Origin of the sequence: Mycobacterium hippophais, assembly GCF_027529605.1 — a bacterium.
Lineage (GTDB): Bacteria > Actinomycetota > Actinomycetes > Mycobacteriales > Mycobacteriaceae > Mycobacterium > Mycobacterium arseniciresistens.
Genome location: NZ_JAPZPY010000001.1, coordinates 663,241 through 678,300 on the forward strand (window position 1 = coordinate 663,241; position 15,060 = coordinate 678,300).

Consider the following 15,060-nt stretch of genomic DNA (forward strand, 5'->3'; position numbering starts at 1 on the left):
CGTGATTTCGGCGTGATCTCGTTCGGTGAGCGATCGAAAGCGCGCCGAAATCGCTCCTAGAGCTGGTGGGGTTCGCCGGTGCCCATGTACTTCGACAGTTGGTGGTGCAGGTTGACCGTGCTGCGCTCGCGGTACGGGTTGGGCTTCGTGCCGGGGAAACCGGCCGACTTCATGCCCTGCTGCACCGCGGCCATGTTCGAGAAGTCCTGCGGCAGGACCGACAGCCAGTTCGGGTCGCCCACAGGCGTGTAGACCCAGTCGGTCTGCGGCTCTCCACCCTTCGGGTACAGCTCGAAGACGGCGACCTCGAAGATGCACTTGTCGGGGTGGTAGCTCGGGTCCGGCCGGGCGCTGTAGCACAGGGCACTGGTGAGGCCCTGGCCGATCTGGAAGTTCGGGAACAGCTGCCACGCGGTGCCGCTCTGGCCGAGGATGTCGGGCGGGATCACCGGCCAGATGACGCCCCGCGCCTCGTCGTCCCGGCGCGCGGAGGCCAGCCAGTGCTGGAGCACCTTGTCGGCAGGAGTGCCCTCGGGGAGTTCGTCGACCAGCCGCTTGGCGGCGTTGACCAGTGTCTCGGTGGTGGTCGCGTTGGTCTGCTCCCAGGTGTACATCTGCATCTCGGCAGTGGACACGCGCGGGTCGTCGCCGGTGCCGAGCCGGATCTTGGACTTGGTCTCGTCCATGCCTTTCGGCGCGTCGTAGCCGATGTTGCTGTGCCGGCCCTGTGCCTTGGCCCAACCCTTGAACTCGCCGAACTTGTTGAACTCCGGGTGCGTGGTGAACACGTGGTAGGTCTCGTTGAAGGCCTCCATCGCGACTTTCCAGTTGCAGTCGAAGTACAGCCATTTGCGCCACTTGTAGCGCATGTTCTCCAGGCCGAACGGATCGAGGATCTTCGCCGCCGGGAACAGGTAGTCGGCCAGCGGCTCGCAGTCCGGGTCCATGTTGATGAACAGCCAGCCGCCCCAGGTGTCGACCTGCACCGGTGCCAGATGGGTGTTGCGCGGGTTCAGCGCGCCCTTCCAGTCGTCCTGTTCCCTGATGTGGGTGCAGGTGCCGTCCAATCCGTATGTCCAGCCGTGGAATCCGCAGACGAACGACTTGCGGGCCCGACCCAGTGCGTTCTTCGCGCCTTCCGGCCGGTCGACGAGCTTGCGGCCGCGGTGCATGCAGACGTTGTGGTGCGCCGCGAACTCGTTCGGCCCGGTGCGGACCACGATGATCGAGTCGTCGAGGATGTCGTAGGTGAGGTAACTGCCCACCTCGGGGATCTCCTCGACCCGGCCGACCTGCTGCCAGACCTTGCGCCACAGCCTGTCCCGTTCGGCGCGGGCGTACTCCTCGGAGATGTAGGCCTCGACCGGGATGGTCATCGGCTCCGAGAGTTCCTCGGCCGGAGCCGGTTCCGGGACGGTCTTCTCCGTGTCGGCCTTCATGTCGGTCATCTACATCCCCTTCATAGCCGGCTGATGGTGCTGCGGAAGGATTCGTCTTTCAGGAACAGCGAGGTGTTGTCGGCGGCGAGGTGGCTCCACTTGAGATCAAGGCCGCCGTCGACCAGCAGCGTCTGGCCGGTGACGTAGCCGGACAGGTCGGAGAGCAGGAACAGGATGGCGCCGGCCTGCTCGCGCGGTGTGCCGCGGCGGCCCATCGCGATGGCTCGGCGGTCACGCTCGGGGTCGGCGTCGACGTAGGTCGCCGAGGCCGCGGTCTCGGTGACGCCGGGGGCGACGGCGTTGACCCGGATGCCGTCCAGCGCGAGTTCGACGGCCATCGTCCTCGTCATCGCCACCACCGCCGCCTTGGCGGTGCCGTAGGCGATGTGGAACGGCGCGGTGTTCATCCCGCTGATCGACGACACCGACACGATCGAGCCCGGGTTGCCTTCCGACCGCAGTTCGACGGCGACCGCCTGGCTCATGAAGAACGCCGTCTCGAGGTTGGCGGCGAACACTGCCCGCCAGTCGTCACGGGTGACGCGGGTCGAGGGCATCCAGGTGGCGGGGGCCGCCCCGCCGGCGATGTTCACCAGACCGTGCAGCCGGGCACCGGTGCGCCCGGCCGTGTTGCGCACCGCCTCCAGCACCGCGGCGATGCCCTCGTCGGTCGATGCGTCGGCCGCCACGGTGACCACCGGCAGGCCCTTGTCGGCGAGCGGGCCGACGTGCTGGTCGAGGTTGTCCTGCCTGCGACTGACGGCGACGACCGTGGCACCCGCCGCGGCGGCCAGCTCGGTGACGGTGGTGCCGATACCGCCGCCACCGGCGCCCGACACGACCACGATGCGGCCGTCGAGGTTGAGGAGGTCGTCCATGTCCGACGCCTATTTGTCCGGACAAACAATGGTGCTCTGCATATTGCAGAACACTATTCCGCAGGGGTTATCCGGCCGTCAAGGGACCCCGGTCCTTCCGTCGTCGCTATTGTCTGGACTAAGCCCGCTTGCTAACGTCCGGGTCCATGACTCCGCCATCCACTGCGGCGCCGACGCCCTCCGCCAGGTACACCGCCGCGAATCCGACCGTCACCGACGGCTGGCGGCTGACGCGCCTCACCCCGCCCAGCCGGCTGTTCGGCGCCAACGGCCTGCGCACCGGCCCGGACGGGCGGATGTACATCGCGCAGGTGACCGGTAGCCAGATCAGCGCCCTTGACCTCGCGACCGGGGCGATGGAGACGATCAGCGCGAAGGGCAGCGACATCGTCGCCCCCGACGACCTGGCCTTCGACGCGGACGGCAACCTGTACGCCACGGAGTACATGAACGGCCGGGTGAGCGTGCGCGACACCGCGGGCCGGTCCCGGGTGCTGCGCGACGACGTGCCCGCCGCCAACGGCATCACCACCCACCGGGGCAGGCTCTTCGTCAACGAGTGCCGCGACGGCGGACGGCTGCTGGAACTCGACCTCGCCGGCGGCGAACCCCGCGTCCTGGCGGACAACCTGCCCTCGCCCAACGCGATGGAGGTCGGCCCCGACGGACTTTTGTACTTCCCCGTCATGACGGCCAACGAGATCTGGCGGATCGACCTCGACGGCGGTGAACCGCAGCGCGTCGCCGCGGACCTCGGCGTGCCCGACTCGGTGAAGTTCGACGCCGACGGGTTCATCGTGTCCACCCAGGTGGCCTCCGGCCAGGTGCTGCGCATCGATCCCCGGTCCGGCGCGCAGACCGTGCTCGCCCAGCTCAATCCGGGCCTCGACAACTTGACCATCGTCGACGGCCGGTTGTTCGCCTCGAACTTCACCGGTGAGATCGCCGAGGTGCTCGGCGGCGGCGAGACCCGCACGCTGCTGCCCGGTGGCCTGAACTGGCCGCACGACCTCGCGGTGGGCGCCGACGGCAGGCTGCACATCGCCGACGGCACCTACTTCTACGCGCTGGAGCCCGACGGGTCGCTCGAAGCGGTCGCGATGTTGTTCACCCCCGGCTATCCCGGATACATGCGCGGCCTGACCAGCACCGCGGACGGCGACTTCCTCTGCACGACTTCCCTCGGGCAGGTCGGCCGGTACCGCCCCGGCGGCGAGACTGATTACCTGGCAACGGGTTTCGATCAGCTGTACGGCATTGCCGTCGGATTCGACGGCACGATCGTGTTCGCCGAGCTGGGCGCCGGACGGGTGCACTCGCTGCGCGAGGGCGCAGGCACGGTGCTGGCCGACGGGCTCGCCGAGCCGACCGGGGTGGCGATCGGCATCGACGGCGCCCCGCTGGTCGCCGAGTCCGCCGCCGGCCGGGTGGTCCGGCTGACCGGGTCCGGCGCCGAGACCGTCGTCGACGGCCTGCAGACGCCGCAGGGCATCACCGTCGAGGGCGGTTCACTGTTCGTCGTCGACGCCGGCGCCAAGGAGGTTATCGCGGTCGACCTCACCACCGGGGCGCGCAGCGTCATCGCGTCCGGCCTGCCGATCGGTGCGCCGCCCGGTGTGACGCCCAAGCCGCTGCTGGGGATCCAGCCGTTCTCGGGTCCGCAGGGGCCGTTCGCCGGCATCACAGGTGGCGCCGACGGCACATTGTTCGTGGCGGCCGACGGCGACGGCAGCGTGCTGGCGTTGCGCCGCGCATGACCCTCACGCCGACCGAGCACCGCTACCTGCAGGTGGCGCGGGCGCTGCGGAAGGAGATCGTCGACGGCGTGTATCCGGTGGGCTCGCAGCTGCCCACCGAACACGAACTGTGCGAACGGTTCGCGGTGAGCCGTTACACCGTGCGCGAGGCGCTGCGCCGGTTGCGCGAGGACAACCTGGTCACCTCGCGGCCACGCGCAGGCACCCTGGTGGTGCCACGCCCCGAAGCGAGTTCCTATGCCCAGGACGTGATGTCGATCAACGACCTGCTCGCGTTCGCCGCGGGCGCGCAGTTCGCCGTTGAGTCGACCGCGATGGTGACCATCGACGCCGGCCTCGCCGAGCGCACCGGTCTGGACATCGGATCGCAGTGGCTGGCGGTCCGCGGGTACCGCCAGGCCGACGGCACCGCCGCGCCGATCTGCCGCACCGAGTACTACATCAACCGGACGTTCGCCGCGGTGGGCCGCCTGCTGGCGCGCCACTCCGGGCCGATCTTCCCGCTGATCGAGGACCTGTTCGGGGTGAGCATCGTCGAGGTGCACCAGGAGATCGCCGCCGTGGTGCTGACCGGGGAACTGGCCGACCGGTTGCACGTCGCCGCAGGCAGTGCCGCGCTGGAGATGCAGCGCACGTACACCACCTCCGACGGCGAGATCGCCCAGGTCACCGTGAACACCCACCCGTCGGCCCGGTTCCGGCACGCGATGACGATGCGCCGGGTCAAGGGCCTGGTCGAGCCGTGAGGGTCGCCGTCGACGAGCGGCGCGCGGCCGACGCCTACGACCGCGGCCTGTGGGTGCGCACCACGCTCGCCGACGCGTTGCGCGCCGCCGCCCGCGACACCCCGGACCGGGTGGTGCTGGTGGACGGCGACATCGCGGTGGACTGCGCGTCGCTGCACCTGCAGGCGTCGAAACTGGCCCACGCCATGGCCGCCCGGACGCCTGCGGGCAGCGTGGTGTCGTTCACGCTGCCGAACTGGCACGAGGCGGCGGTGGTCTACCTCGCCGCGACGCTGGCCGGGATGGTGGTCAATCCGATCCTGCCCTCGTTGCGCGACCACGAACTGCAGTTCATCCTCGGCGACGCGGACACCCGGATGATGTTCGTGCCGCAGCGGTTCGGCACCCACGACTACGCCGCCATGCTCACCCGGGTCACCGCCGCCATGGCCGACCCGCCCGAGGTGGTGGTGCTGCGCGGCGACCCCGGCCCGCACACCGCGTACGCCTCACTGTTCGGCTCGCCGCCGGTGGACCTGGCGGACCCGGACCCCGACGACGTGCGCATGATCATGTACACCTCAGGCACCACCGGCCGCCCCAAAGGCGTGCTGCACAGCCACAACTCGATCCATGCGCTGATCCGTCAGATCGGTGAGCACTGGCTGGTGGAGCCCGGTGACCGCTTCCTGGTGCCCTCCCCGATCGCCCACATCGGCGGCTCGATCTACGCGTTCGAATCCCCGCTGCTGCTCGGCACCACCGCGGTGCTGATGGAGCGATGGGACCCCGCGGACGCCGTCGCACTGATGACCGCGCAGCGCTGCACCCACATGGCGGGCGCGACGCCGTTCCTCGAAGGGCTGCTGGCCGCGGCTGATGAGGCCGGCACCCGGCTCCCCGACCTGAAGGTGTTCATCTGCGGCGGCGCGTCGGTGTCACCGTCGTTGATCCGCCGCGCCACAGCGGGTTTCGAGCAGGCGGTGGTGACCCGGGTGTACGGCTCGACCGAGGTCCCCGTGACCACCGTCGGGGTGCCCGACTCCCGCGACGTCGACCACGCGGCCGACACCGACGGCCGCGCGGGCATCGCCGACATCCGGCTCGCCGACCACGCAGCCGCGCCCGAGGGGTCCGGTGAGATCCACGCCCGCGGGCCCCAGATGCTGGTCGGCTACCTGCATCCCGAGGACGCGGCCGGCTGCTTCGACGCCGACGGCTACTTCGCGACCGGTGACCTGGGCGCGTGGGTGGACGACGACTATCTCGTGGTGACCGGGCGCGCCAAGGACATCGTCATCCGCAACGGCGAGAACATCTCGCCCAAGGAGGTCGAGGATCTGCTCGCCGGCCACCCCGGTATCGCCGAGGTGGCGGTCGTCGGCCTGCCCGACGCCCGGACCGGCGAGCGGGCGTGCGCGGTGATCGTGGCGGCCGGTCAGGACGCCCCCGACGTCGAGAGCCTGCGGGACTTCCTGCTGGGCCGTGGCGTCGCCAAGTTCAAGGTGCCCGAGCAGGTGGCGATCTGGGATGCGCTGCCCAAGAACGACGCAGGCAAGGTGTTGAAGCATCGGATCCGCGCGGCACTGGACGCCGCCGAAGTCAGGTAGGTAGCTATGCAAGAGGACGCCGGACGCAAGGTGGCCATCGTCACGGGTGCCAGCAGTGGCATCGGATTCGGTTGTGCGACAGCACTCGCCGAGGCCGGGACGGCGGTGCTCGGCACCGGCCGCGACCCCGAGCGGCTGGCCGAACTCGAACAGGCGATCGGCGACCCCGACATGGTCGCCACCCTGGCCGTCGACCTCACCGCCGACGACGGACCGAAGCGGATCGTCGACGCCGCGGTGCAGCGGTGGGGCCGGATCGACTACCTGATCAACAACGCCGGCGTCGGCAGCCCGAAGCCGTTGCACGAGACCGACGACGAGAGCCTGGACTACTTCCTGGGCCTGATGCTGCGGGCGCCGTTCCGGCTGGCCCGCGACGTCATCCCGCACATGCGGTCCGGGTCGGCGATCATCAACGTCACCTCGACCTTCGCCGTGGTCGGCGGCCTGCGCGGCGGCGCGTACTCGGCGGCCAAGGGCGGACTGACCTCGCTGACCACCCACATCGCCTGCCAGTACGGGCCGCAGGGCATCCGGTGCAACGCGGTGGCGCCCGGGGTGACGCTCACCCCGATGGTGGCGCACCGGCTCGAAGACGAGCGGTTCCGCAAGATCAACACCGAGATGACGCCGTATCCGCGGCTGGGCACGGTGGCCGACCTGGCGTCCACGGTGGTGTTCTTGTGTTCGGAGGGTGGCAGTTTCATCAACGGCCAGACGATCGTCGTCGACGGTGGGTGGAGTTCGACGAAGTACCTGTCGGACTTCGCGTTGTCCTCGGAATGGGTGCCGCGTTGAGGCGGGTCCGCGCATGACCAACCTGTTCACCATGCTCGACCAGGCCGCATCGCGCTTCGGTGACCGCGGCGCCGTGTACCTCGGCGAGCAGCAGATGTGGACCTGGGCGGAACTGCGCGAGCGTGCGCTGCGACTGGCCGCGTCACTGCGCACACTCGGTCCGGGCGCGCGCATCGCGGTCGCCAGCGAGAACCGTCCGGAGATCGTGGAACTCATGTTCGCGGCGTGGGTCGCCGAGAGCGTCGTGGTGCCGATCAACTTCAAGCTGCACCCGTTGGAGACGGCCCAGATCCTCGACGACGCCGACGTCGCACAGATTTTCGCGTCGCCGAAGATCGCGGCGGGCCTGGCAGGCACGACCGCCCGGCCGGTGGAGGTGATCGCCGGCGACGAGTACGCCGCCCGGCTGCGCACCGCTCCCGGCGACGTCCCGACCGACACCGACCCCGAGACGCTGGCGTGGCTGTTCTACACCAGCGGCACCACCGGCCGGTCCAAGGGCGCGATGCTCTCGCACCGCAACCTGACCGCCATGACGGTGTCGCACCTCGCCGACTTCGACTCCCCCGACCACGAATCCGCGCTGGTGCACGGCGCACCGATGTCACACGGCTCGGGGCTCTACATCGCGCCGTACGTGCTGCGCGGCGCCCGCCAGGTGGTGCCGGTATCCGCGGCGTTCGAGCCGGACGAGTTCCTCGATCTCTGCGAGCACCATCCCGGCTGCAGTGCCTTCCTGGCTCCGACGATGGTGCAGCGGCTGGTGCAGACCGGGCGGCCGCGGCCGGCGAACCTGCGCACCGTGGTCTACGGCGGTGGCCCAATGTACGTCGACAGCCTGAAGAAGGCGATGGCGGCGTTCGGGCCGATCTTCACCCAGCTCTACGGGCAGGGCGAGGCGCCGATGACGATCACGGGCCTGCGCCGGGCCGACCATCTTCGCGCCGGAGTTCCAGCCGACGACGCGGTGCTCGGATCCGTGGGATACGCCCGCTCGGGGGTGAGCGTCGCGGTGCTCCGGGAGGACGGCACTCCGGCGGGCGTCGACGAGATCGGCGAGATCGTCTGCCGCGGCGACGTCGTGATGTCGGGGTACTGGCGCAACCCGGCGGCCACGGCGGCGACGCTGCAGCGGGGCTGGCTGCACACCGGCGACATGGGGTCGTTCGACCACCGCGGCTTCCTGACCCTGCGCGACCGGTCCAAGGACGTGGTGATCAGCGGCGGCAGCAACATCTACCCGCGGGAGGTCGAGGAGGTGCTCATCGAGCACCCCGGCGTCACCGAGGCGTGCGTGGTCGGTGCGCCCGACCCCGAGTGGGGCGAGGTGGTGGTGGCGTTCATCGTGGGCACGGCGGACGCCTCGGAACTGGACGCCCACCTGCTCGAGCGGATCGCCCGGTTCAAGCGTCCCAAGCGTTACGAGTTCGTCGACGAACTGCCGAAGAACAGCTACGGCAAAGTACTCAAACGGGAGTTACGCGCGCAGCTGGCGTGACGTCAGCGCCCGACACGTCGCCGAACGTGCGGCCAGTGCGGAAATCGGTCCCAAATTTCGCACCCACCGCACGTTCGGCGATCCGGGCGATCGGGTATGCCGCCATGATGCGCATCGTCGTCGCGGGTGGCCACGGGAAGATCGCCCTGCTGCTGGAGAAGCTGCTGTCCGAGCGCGGCGATTCTGTCGCCGGGCTGATCCGCAACCCGGATCACGCCGCCGACCTGGAGGCCGCCGGCGCAGAGGCGATCGTGCTGGATCTGGAGAAGGCCACCCTCGACGAGGTCGCCGCCCACCTGCGGGGCGCCGATGCGGTGGTGTTCGCCGCGGGCGCCGGCCCCGGCAGCGGTGCTGCGCGTAAGGAGACCGTCGACCGCGACGCCGCGATCCTGCTGGCCGACGCCGCCGAGGCGGCGGGCGTGCGCCGTTACCTGATGGTCTCGGCCATGGGCGCGAACCCCGCAGCCGCCGACGACGTCGCCGACGATCCGGTGTTCGTCGCCTACCTGCGCGCCAAGGGCGCTGCCGACGATTACGTCACCGCCCGCGCGGCGCTCGACACGACGATCGTGCGGCCGGGGATGCTGACGGACGACCCGGGTACCGGGCGGGTGCGGATCGCCGAATCCACCGGCCGCGGCAGCATCCCCCGTGCCGACGTCGCGGCGGTGCTCGTCGCGGCGCTCGACACCGGTGGCGGCCGGACCTTCGAGCTGATCTCCGGCGACACCCCGATCGACGAGGCGCTGGCCTAGCGCGCGGTCGCGTCCGCCTCGCCGCGGATGAACGCGTCGACGCCCGCGCGTTCCTTCGGACCCCAGGTCTCCCTGGTGGCCATCACACCGCCGAGGCCGACCAGTCCGACGGTCACGTAGAACAACGCCGGTCCGATCCAGCCGAGCCCGTCGGCGAGCAGCACCGCGAGGAACGGGGCGAAGCCCGCGATGGACGCCGCTGTCTGGTATCCGATCGACGCGCCGGACGTCCGCCTGTTGGTGGCGAACAGTTCGGCGAACCACGCGGCCTGCGTTCCCGTCAGCACGGCGTGGATGAGGCCGATGCCGATGATGAACACCACCGCGATCAGGAACGGCTGACCGGTGTTGGCCAGCAGGTACATCGGGATGCCGAACGCGATGGCGAGCAGACACCCGACGAGGTAGACGCGTCGGCGGCCGATGCGGTCGGTGAGATTGCCGGCGAACAGCGTTGTGCCGACGGCGATCACGCTCGCGATCACGACGCCGGTCAGTGCCGGGGTGCGGTCGGCCGGGTCGCGCTGGGCGATGTAGCTCAGCAGGTACGTCGCGGTCAGGTAGTAGGCGCAGGACTCGACGACGCGCAGGGCGATGACGCGCAGGATGTTGCGCCAGTCCTCCTTGATCACCGTGAGGAACGGGTTGCGCACGACCTCACCGAGGGCCTTGGTGGCCACGAACTCCGGCGACTCGCTCAGCCGCATCCGCACGAACAGCCCGACGGCGATCAGGATCGCACTGGCCAGGAACGGGATTCGCCACGCCCAGTCGCTGTCGAGGGAGGCGCTGGCCAGGAACGCGATGTTGGCCAGTGCGATCCCGAGCGGGTTACCCGCCTGCGGGATGGCGGCGAACCGGCCGCGGTGCCGCCACGGCGCGTGCTCGTAGGCCATCAGCACCGCGCCGCCCCACTCGGCGCCGAACGCCAGCCCCTGGATCATCCGGATCAGCACCAGCAGCACCGGAGCCAGCACGCCCACCTGTGCGTAGGTCGGCAGAAGTCCGATCAGCACCGTGGCGACGCCCATGATCAGCAGGGCGCCCACCAGGACCGGCTTGCGGCCGTACCGGTCGCCGAGGAAGCCGCCGACCGACCCGCCGATGGGCCGCATGAGGAAGCCGACGCCCAGCGTGGCGAAGGACAGCAGGGTGCCGGTCACGGGGTCGGATTCCGGGAAGAACACGTCGCCGAAGTACAGCGCCGATGCGGTGCCGTATGCGACGAAGTCGTAGTTCTCCACGCAGGTGCCCGCGGCCGCGCCGAAGGCGGTCTTCACCTTTCCCGGTGAGCCGTGTTCGGCCTGCCTGCGGGTGGTCTCGATGTCGGTGGTGGTCATTGCCGATCTCCTTTGATGGGCGGGGTGGACGTCAGAGGCCGGCGGCGAGCTCGCGTGCCGACTGCTTCTCGAGGTCGTGCAGTTTGGCGACGCGGCGCACGGTGTCCTCGTCGTCGTCGAAGCGGGCGGCGAGGAACGCCTCGATCACCTCGCCCGCGGTGGCGCGGCCGATCACCCACGCCCCCATGGCGATCGCGTTGGCGTCGTCGTGTTCGACACTCTGGTGCGCGGAGTACACGTCGTGGCCGAGCGCGCACCTGATCCCTGCGATCTTGTTGGCCGCCATCACCGCGCCCGCACCGGTTCCGCAGACCAGCACGGCGCGGTCGGCGTCGCCTCTCCTGACCGCGTCGCACGTCGCGAAGGTGACGTCGGGGAAGTCGACCGGTTCTTCGCTCGGTGCGCCGCGGTCGATGACCTCGTGCCCGAGGCCTTCGAGCACCTCGCGCACGTGGGCCTTGAGCGGGTAGCCGGCGTGGTCGTTGCCGAGTGCGATTCTCATGGGCTTTCCTTCGTTGCGGCAGTGATGGTTTCGAGTTCGTCGCGGTGTGGGATGGAGTCGATGGCGCCGGGCCTGGTGACCGCGACCGCCGCGGCGCGCACCGCGTACCGGATGGCGCCGGTGAGGTCGTCGGGGTCGACGGTGAGTCCGGCGGCGAGGTACCCGATGAACGTGTCGCCGGCCGCGGTGGAGTCGACCGCGGCGACCGTCGGTGACGGCACGTTCGCCACCCCGTCGCCACTCCAGACGAACGCGCCCGCGCTGCCCGCCGTGCACACGACACCGGCGCCCGACGCCGCCACCACCGCGGCCATGTCGTCCTCGACGCCGCCGCGGGCGTCGTCGCCGCGCATCCGCTGCGCGATGTCGGCGAGTTCGTGTTCGTTGACCACCAGCAGGTCGGCCAGGTCGAGGAGGTTCTCGACGGCCGAGGGCACCGGTGCGGCGTTGACCACCACGGTCGCACCGGCATCGCGTGCGGTGCGGGCGGCGTGCGCCACGATCGGCATCGGCGTCTCCAGTTGCAGCAGCAGGTGGTCACCGGCGCCGATTCCGGCCAGTCCGGCGGACACCTCATCCCTCGACAAGGTGCTGTTGGCGCCGGGTGAGACGACGATTGTGTTCTCGCCCGCGTCGTCGACGGTGATCAGCGCGCGGCCCGTCGGCGTGCCTGCGACGGTGTGCACGTGGTGGGTGTCGACGGATTCACCCGAGAGTGCCGTCCGGATCAGATCGCCGTCGCCGTCCTCGCCGACGACGCCGACGATCCGGGTGGCGGCGCCCGCCCTGGCCGCGGCGACGGCCTGGTTCGCCCCCTTACCGCCGGCCCCGACGGTGACGGTCGAGCCGAGCACGGTCTCCCCCGCCGCCGGGATGCGGGTGACCTGCACCCGGTGGTCGGCGTTGAGGCTGCCGACGACGAACACCCGCCGCTCAGCCATGAGGACTCCCCGCGGCCCGTGTGCGGTCGACGAACTTCGTCGGCAGGACGACGGGCTCGGGGGTGTCACCGCCGATGACCTGGAGCAGCAGCGCGACCGCGTGCCGGCCGATCGCGCCGGGATCGTGGGCGATCACCGACATCGGCGGGTCGAGGAAGGGGAACCACTCCGTGTCGTCGAACGCGATCAGGTCGATGTCGGCGCCGATGGTCAGGCCGTGGCTGCGGACCGCCGCGAGTGCGCCGACGGCCATCAGGTTGTCGGCGGCGAGTAGCGCGGTCGGCCGGTCCGGGACGGCCAGCAGGCGTTCGGCGGCCTCGGTGCCGCTCGCTTCGCGGAAGTCGCCGAACGCGATCAGGTCACCGGCCACCTCGAGGCCGTGTGCGGGCATCGCCTCGAGGAACGCGTCGTGGCGGTCCCGCCCTGTCGAGATCGATTGCGGGCCGCCGATGAACGCGATCCTGGTGTGCCCGCGGGCGGCGAGGTGCGCGATCGCCTCGTCGAGGCCGACCCTGCTGTCGGTGGTCACGCTCGGCACGTCGAGGCCCTCGACGGTGCGGTCGGCGAACACGATCGGCATCCCGCTGTCGATCAGGGTGTCGAGGCTGCCCGAACCGCGGCCCTGAGGGGTGATCACCACGCCGTCGACGCGCTGGGTCAGGAACGTCTCGAGATACCGGTCCTGTTGGTCGACGTCCTCGTTCGCGTTGCCCAGCAGCGTGACGTAGTCCGCGTCGAGCGCCGCCTGTTCGGCGGCGTGGGCGACGTCGGCGAAGAACGGGTTGCGCACGTCGGAGACCAGCAGGCCGATCGTGTGCGTGCGGGTCGACCGCAGGGAGCGTGCCTGCGCGTTGGGCCGGTATCCGAGTGCGGCCGCCGCTTCGGTGACCCGGGAACGCGCGCCCGGCGACGTGGCGGGATGGCCGGAGAGCACCCGGGACGCCGTGCCGAGCGACACCCCTGCGCGCGCGGCCACGTCGCGGATCGTGACGCCGTTGCTCGCCAACACTCAGCCCCTTCGCTGTGGAAACGGTTCCATGTGAACGTTTCCACGTAAGCTACGTCACACACTGCGGGCCGTCAAGGGTGGCCTCCCGGTGATTTCGGCGCGTTCACGATCGCTCCGTGAACGAAAGCGCGCCGAAATCACCGGCCGCACCCCGGCGCGTCGCGCCACCGGCTGTGGTTACCTCAGACGATGGCCTACCGGATCGACCCCGACGTCCTTGCCCGGGTGGCGAAGCAAGTGACCGGAACACCGCTCGCGGGCGGCGAGTTGATCCGTCGCACAACAGAACTGCTCGCCGCCGAGTATCCGGACCTGATCGACACCGGCGAAGGGCGCTGGGTGGCAAGCAGGGCGGGCGGCGTGCTGGGCAAGGTGCGGTTCCTCTACTTCAGCCCGAGCGAGTACATCGTGCTGTTCGGCTCGCCCACCGGCACCGTGGGATTCTCCGGCCGCTACAAGCGGGTGGAGATCCACAAGTTCCTGATCGCCGGCCAGATCGACTCGTTCGACCTGGAGTCCGACGACCTGCTGCCCTCGACGCTGCGGGCCGGCGAGCACACCTGCCTGGAGAAGGGCCGCGTCCGGGGCCTGACCATCCACCCCGGCTCCTGGCACATCGAGTACGGCCGCGGCGCGGTGGTCACCACGCTGCCCTTCGCGATGGTGGACACCCTGCTGGTGTCACTGGAGGTCGAGTCGGTGCGGCGCTCGGCCGTCGAGTTCGGCCGGCTGCTCAGGCGCCGGATGCGCCGCTGACACTCTGTTCGCAGAACCGCAGTTCGTTGCCGAACGGATCGGTCACGTCGACCGTCAGACCCCACGGCGCGCTCTCCAGTCCCGGCTTGGCGAATCTGTAATCGCGGCCGGACAGCTCGGCGTGGAACTCCCGAATGCCGTCCATCGGCAGGAAGACCACGCTGCCCGGCGTCCCGTCACCGTGGTGCTCGGACAGGTGGAGCAGCAGGTCGGAGCGGCTGATCTGGGCGTAGCGCGGGAAGTCCGGTCCGAACCGGTGCTCCCAGTCGGTGCTGAAACCCAGATAGCCGAGGTAGAACTCCTCGGCCTTGGCCTGGTCGAACACTCTGAGCACCGGGATGGCGCGGTCGAATCGCATTAGTTCAGGCCGGCGCGAAGACGGCTTTGAACCTGTTCAGCGACTCCTGGATGTCACTCTTGAGCGCGCCGGCGACCACCATGCCGATCGGCCCGAACAGCGCAGGCCCGCCGAGGTGCACGTCGAAGGTGACCGTCGAACCGCCGTCGGCGGCGGGCTTCACCTTGCCCATGAGCTTGACCTTCACCCCGCCCTTGCCGTCACCGTTGAGCGTCATCGCCTCCGGCGGCCGGTAGTGCACGATGGTCCAGTTCACCCGGTTGGGCATGCCCTTGACCTCGATGATCGAGTCGATGCGGGTGCCCTTATCCAGGGTCTCGGGCAGCTTCGACCGCCACACCCGGTGGATGGTCAGCCACTCCTTGTAGCGGGACAGATCCGAGGCGGCCGCCCATGCGTCCGCCGGCGACAGCGGGACATCGACGGAGACAGACAGTTTGGCCATGCGTCAGGGGCGTGGCGGCACCGGCGGCGGAGGCGGGACCGGCGGTTGTCCGGCCGGACCGGGGCCGCGCGGGTTGTTCTTGTTGACGTAGTTGCGGGCCGCGCCGTGGGCCTTGTTGACCTTGTCGGCGTACTTACCCTTGGTCTTCTGATCGAAGAGGTTGGCGGCCTTGTCGATCGCGCCGCTCGCCTTGTCGGGGTTCTTCGACACCCAGTTCTTCACCTTGTCGAAAATAGCCATGCGGCCAGC

General features: G+C 69.9%; 16 protein-coding genes. 7 read left to right on the forward strand and 9 right to left on the reverse strand.

The features are described from left to right. Positions 1-56: 56 nt before the first annotated feature. Positions 57-1,448, reverse strand: a complete 1,392-nt coding sequence (locus O6P37_RS03225; RefSeq protein WP_269892698.1) for an aromatic ring-hydroxylating oxygenase subunit alpha — start codon at positions 1,446-1,448, stop codon at positions 57-59. An 11-nt stretch (positions 1,449-1,459) separates the two neighbouring features. Next, complete coding sequence (locus O6P37_RS03230; protein WP_269892699.1) at positions 1,460-2,317, reverse strand: SDR family NAD(P)-dependent oxidoreductase; 858 nt, start codon at positions 2,315-2,317, stop codon at positions 1,460-1,462. A 146-nt stretch (positions 2,318-2,463) separates the two neighbouring features. On the opposite strand from O6P37_RS03230, the gene O6P37_RS03235 reads away from it, so the two are divergent. From O6P37_RS03235 to O6P37_RS03260, 6 genes are all read left to right on the forward strand, one after another. Continuing rightward, positions 2,464-4,074, forward strand: a complete 1,611-nt coding sequence (locus O6P37_RS03235; RefSeq protein ID WP_269892700.1) for an SMP-30/gluconolactonase/LRE family protein — start codon at positions 2,464-2,466, stop codon at positions 4,072-4,074. Continuing rightward, entirely contained in the window at positions 4,071-4,820 is a 750-nt protein-coding gene (locus O6P37_RS03240) for a GntR family transcriptional regulator (RefSeq protein WP_269892701.1), read from the forward strand. Before O6P37_RS03235 ends, O6P37_RS03240 begins: the two co-directional genes overlap by 4 nt. Beyond that, positions 4,817-6,409, forward strand: coding sequence for an AMP-binding protein (locus tag O6P37_RS03245; RefSeq protein WP_269892702.1), 1,593 nt, complete (start codon positions 4,817-4,819; stop codon positions 6,407-6,409). The genes O6P37_RS03240 and O6P37_RS03245 overlap by 4 nt, the downstream gene beginning before the upstream one ends. Before the next feature lie 6 nt (positions 6,410-6,415). After that, a complete protein-coding gene (locus O6P37_RS03250; RefSeq protein WP_269892703.1) occupies positions 6,416-7,207 on the forward strand; it encodes an SDR family NAD(P)-dependent oxidoreductase in 792 nt (263 codons plus the stop codon). A gap of 13 nt (positions 7,208-7,220) precedes the next feature. After that, complete coding sequence (locus tag O6P37_RS03255) at positions 7,221-8,705, forward strand: acyl-CoA synthetase (RefSeq protein ID WP_269892704.1); 1,485 nt, start codon at positions 7,221-7,223, stop codon at positions 8,703-8,705. Positions 8,706-8,812: 107 nt separating this feature from the next. Continuing rightward, a complete protein-coding gene (locus O6P37_RS03260) occupies positions 8,813-9,460 on the forward strand; it encodes an NAD(P)H-binding protein (protein WP_269893156.1) in 648 nt (215 codons plus the stop codon). On the opposite strand, the gene O6P37_RS03265 is transcribed toward O6P37_RS03260, so the two are convergent. The 4 genes from O6P37_RS03265 to O6P37_RS03280 are packed head-to-tail and all read right to left on the reverse strand — an operon-like array spanning position 9,457 to position 13,219. Beyond that, entirely contained in the window at positions 9,457-10,800 is a 1,344-nt protein-coding gene (locus O6P37_RS03265) for an MFS transporter (protein WP_269892705.1), read from the reverse strand. The two genes, O6P37_RS03260 and O6P37_RS03265, sit on opposite strands and share 4 nt — an antisense overlap. Positions 10,801-10,831: 31 nt before the next feature. After that, a complete protein-coding gene (locus tag O6P37_RS03270; RefSeq protein ID WP_269892706.1) occupies positions 10,832-11,302 on the reverse strand; it encodes an RpiB/LacA/LacB family sugar-phosphate isomerase in 471 nt (156 codons plus the stop codon). Beyond that, complete coding sequence (locus O6P37_RS03275; RefSeq protein ID WP_269892707.1) at positions 11,299-12,243, reverse strand: ribokinase; 945 nt, start codon at positions 12,241-12,243, stop codon at positions 11,299-11,301. The genes O6P37_RS03270 and O6P37_RS03275 overlap by 4 nt, the downstream gene beginning before the upstream one ends. Beyond that, positions 12,236-13,219: a LacI family DNA-binding transcriptional regulator gene (locus tag O6P37_RS03280; RefSeq protein ID WP_269892708.1), complete on the reverse strand. Its 984-nt coding sequence runs from the start codon at positions 13,217-13,219 to the stop codon at positions 12,236-12,238. Before O6P37_RS03280 ends, O6P37_RS03275 begins: the two co-directional genes overlap by 8 nt. A gap of 222 nt (positions 13,220-13,441) precedes the next feature. On the opposite strand from O6P37_RS03280, the gene O6P37_RS03285 reads away from it, so the two are divergent. Beyond that, positions 13,442-14,008, forward strand: coding sequence for an isomerase (locus O6P37_RS03285; protein ID WP_269892709.1), 567 nt, complete (start codon positions 13,442-13,444; stop codon positions 14,006-14,008). Here the strand turns inward: O6P37_RS03285 and O6P37_RS03290 are convergent. Genes O6P37_RS03290 through O6P37_RS03300 form a run of 3 tightly spaced genes read right to left on the reverse strand, consistent with a single transcriptional unit; the run spans position 13,986 to position 15,051 of the window. After that, positions 13,986-14,366 carry a glyoxalase superfamily protein gene (locus tag O6P37_RS03290; protein WP_269892710.1) on the reverse strand — a complete coding sequence of 127 codons (381 nt, stop codon included), beginning with the start codon at positions 14,364-14,366 and terminating at the stop codon, positions 13,986-13,988. The two genes, O6P37_RS03285 and O6P37_RS03290, sit on opposite strands and share 23 nt — an antisense overlap. Positions 14,367-14,370: 4 nt before the next feature. Next, positions 14,371-14,811: a type II toxin-antitoxin system Rv0910 family toxin gene (locus O6P37_RS03295; RefSeq protein WP_269892711.1), complete on the reverse strand. Its 441-nt coding sequence runs from the start codon at positions 14,809-14,811 to the stop codon at positions 14,371-14,373. Positions 14,812-14,814: 3 nt separating this feature from the next. Continuing rightward, entirely contained in the window at positions 14,815-15,051 is a 237-nt protein-coding gene (locus O6P37_RS03300; protein WP_269892712.1) for an antitoxin, read from the reverse strand. Positions 15,052-15,060: the final 9 nt, after the last annotated feature.

Excerpts from the sequence above, each read along its gene's own strand:
- O6P37_RS03290 (WP_269892710.1), bottom strand. The coding sequence starts at position 14,366 with ATGCGATTCGACCGCGCCATCCCGGTGCTCAGAGTGTTCGACCAGGCC.
- O6P37_RS03295 (WP_269892711.1), bottom strand. The coding sequence starts at position 14,811 with ATGGCCAAACTGTCTGTCTCCGTCGATGTCCCGCTGTCGCCGGCGGAC.
- O6P37_RS03250 (WP_269892703.1), top strand. The coding sequence starts at position 6,416 with ATGCAAGAGGACGCCGGACGCAAGGTGGCCATCGTCACGGGTGCCAGC.
- O6P37_RS03300 (WP_269892712.1), bottom strand. The coding sequence starts at position 15,051 with ATGGCTATTTTCGACAAGGTGAAGAACTGGGTGTCGAAGAACCCCGAC.
- O6P37_RS03260 (WP_269893156.1), top strand. The coding sequence starts at position 8,813 with ATGCGCATCGTCGTCGCGGGTGGCCACGGGAAGATCGCCCTGCTGCTG.
- O6P37_RS03270 (WP_269892706.1), bottom strand. The coding sequence starts at position 11,302 with ATGAGAATCGCACTCGGCAACGACCACGCCGGCTACCCGCTCAAGGCC.
- O6P37_RS03240 (WP_269892701.1), top strand. The coding sequence starts at position 4,071 with ATGACCCTCACGCCGACCGAGCACCGCTACCTGCAGGTGGCGCGGGCG.
- O6P37_RS03285 (WP_269892709.1), top strand. The coding sequence starts at position 13,442 with ATGGCCTACCGGATCGACCCCGACGTCCTTGCCCGGGTGGCGAAGCAA.
- O6P37_RS03235 (WP_269892700.1), top strand. The coding sequence starts at position 2,464 with ATGACTCCGCCATCCACTGCGGCGCCGACGCCCTCCGCCAGGTACACC.
- O6P37_RS03225 (WP_269892698.1), bottom strand. The coding sequence starts at position 1,448 with ATGACCGACATGAAGGCCGACACGGAGAAGACCGTCCCGGAACCGGCT.
- O6P37_RS03265 (WP_269892705.1), bottom strand. The coding sequence starts at position 10,800 with ATGACCACCACCGACATCGAGACCACCCGCAGGCAGGCCGAACACGGC.
- O6P37_RS03230 (WP_269892699.1), bottom strand. The coding sequence starts at position 2,317 with ATGGACGACCTCCTCAACCTCGACGGCCGCATCGTGGTCGTGTCGGGC.
- O6P37_RS03255 (WP_269892704.1), top strand. The coding sequence starts at position 7,221 with ATGACCAACCTGTTCACCATGCTCGACCAGGCCGCATCGCGCTTCGGT.
- O6P37_RS03275 (WP_269892707.1), bottom strand. The coding sequence starts at position 12,243 with ATGGCTGAGCGGCGGGTGTTCGTCGTCGGCAGCCTCAACGCCGACCAC.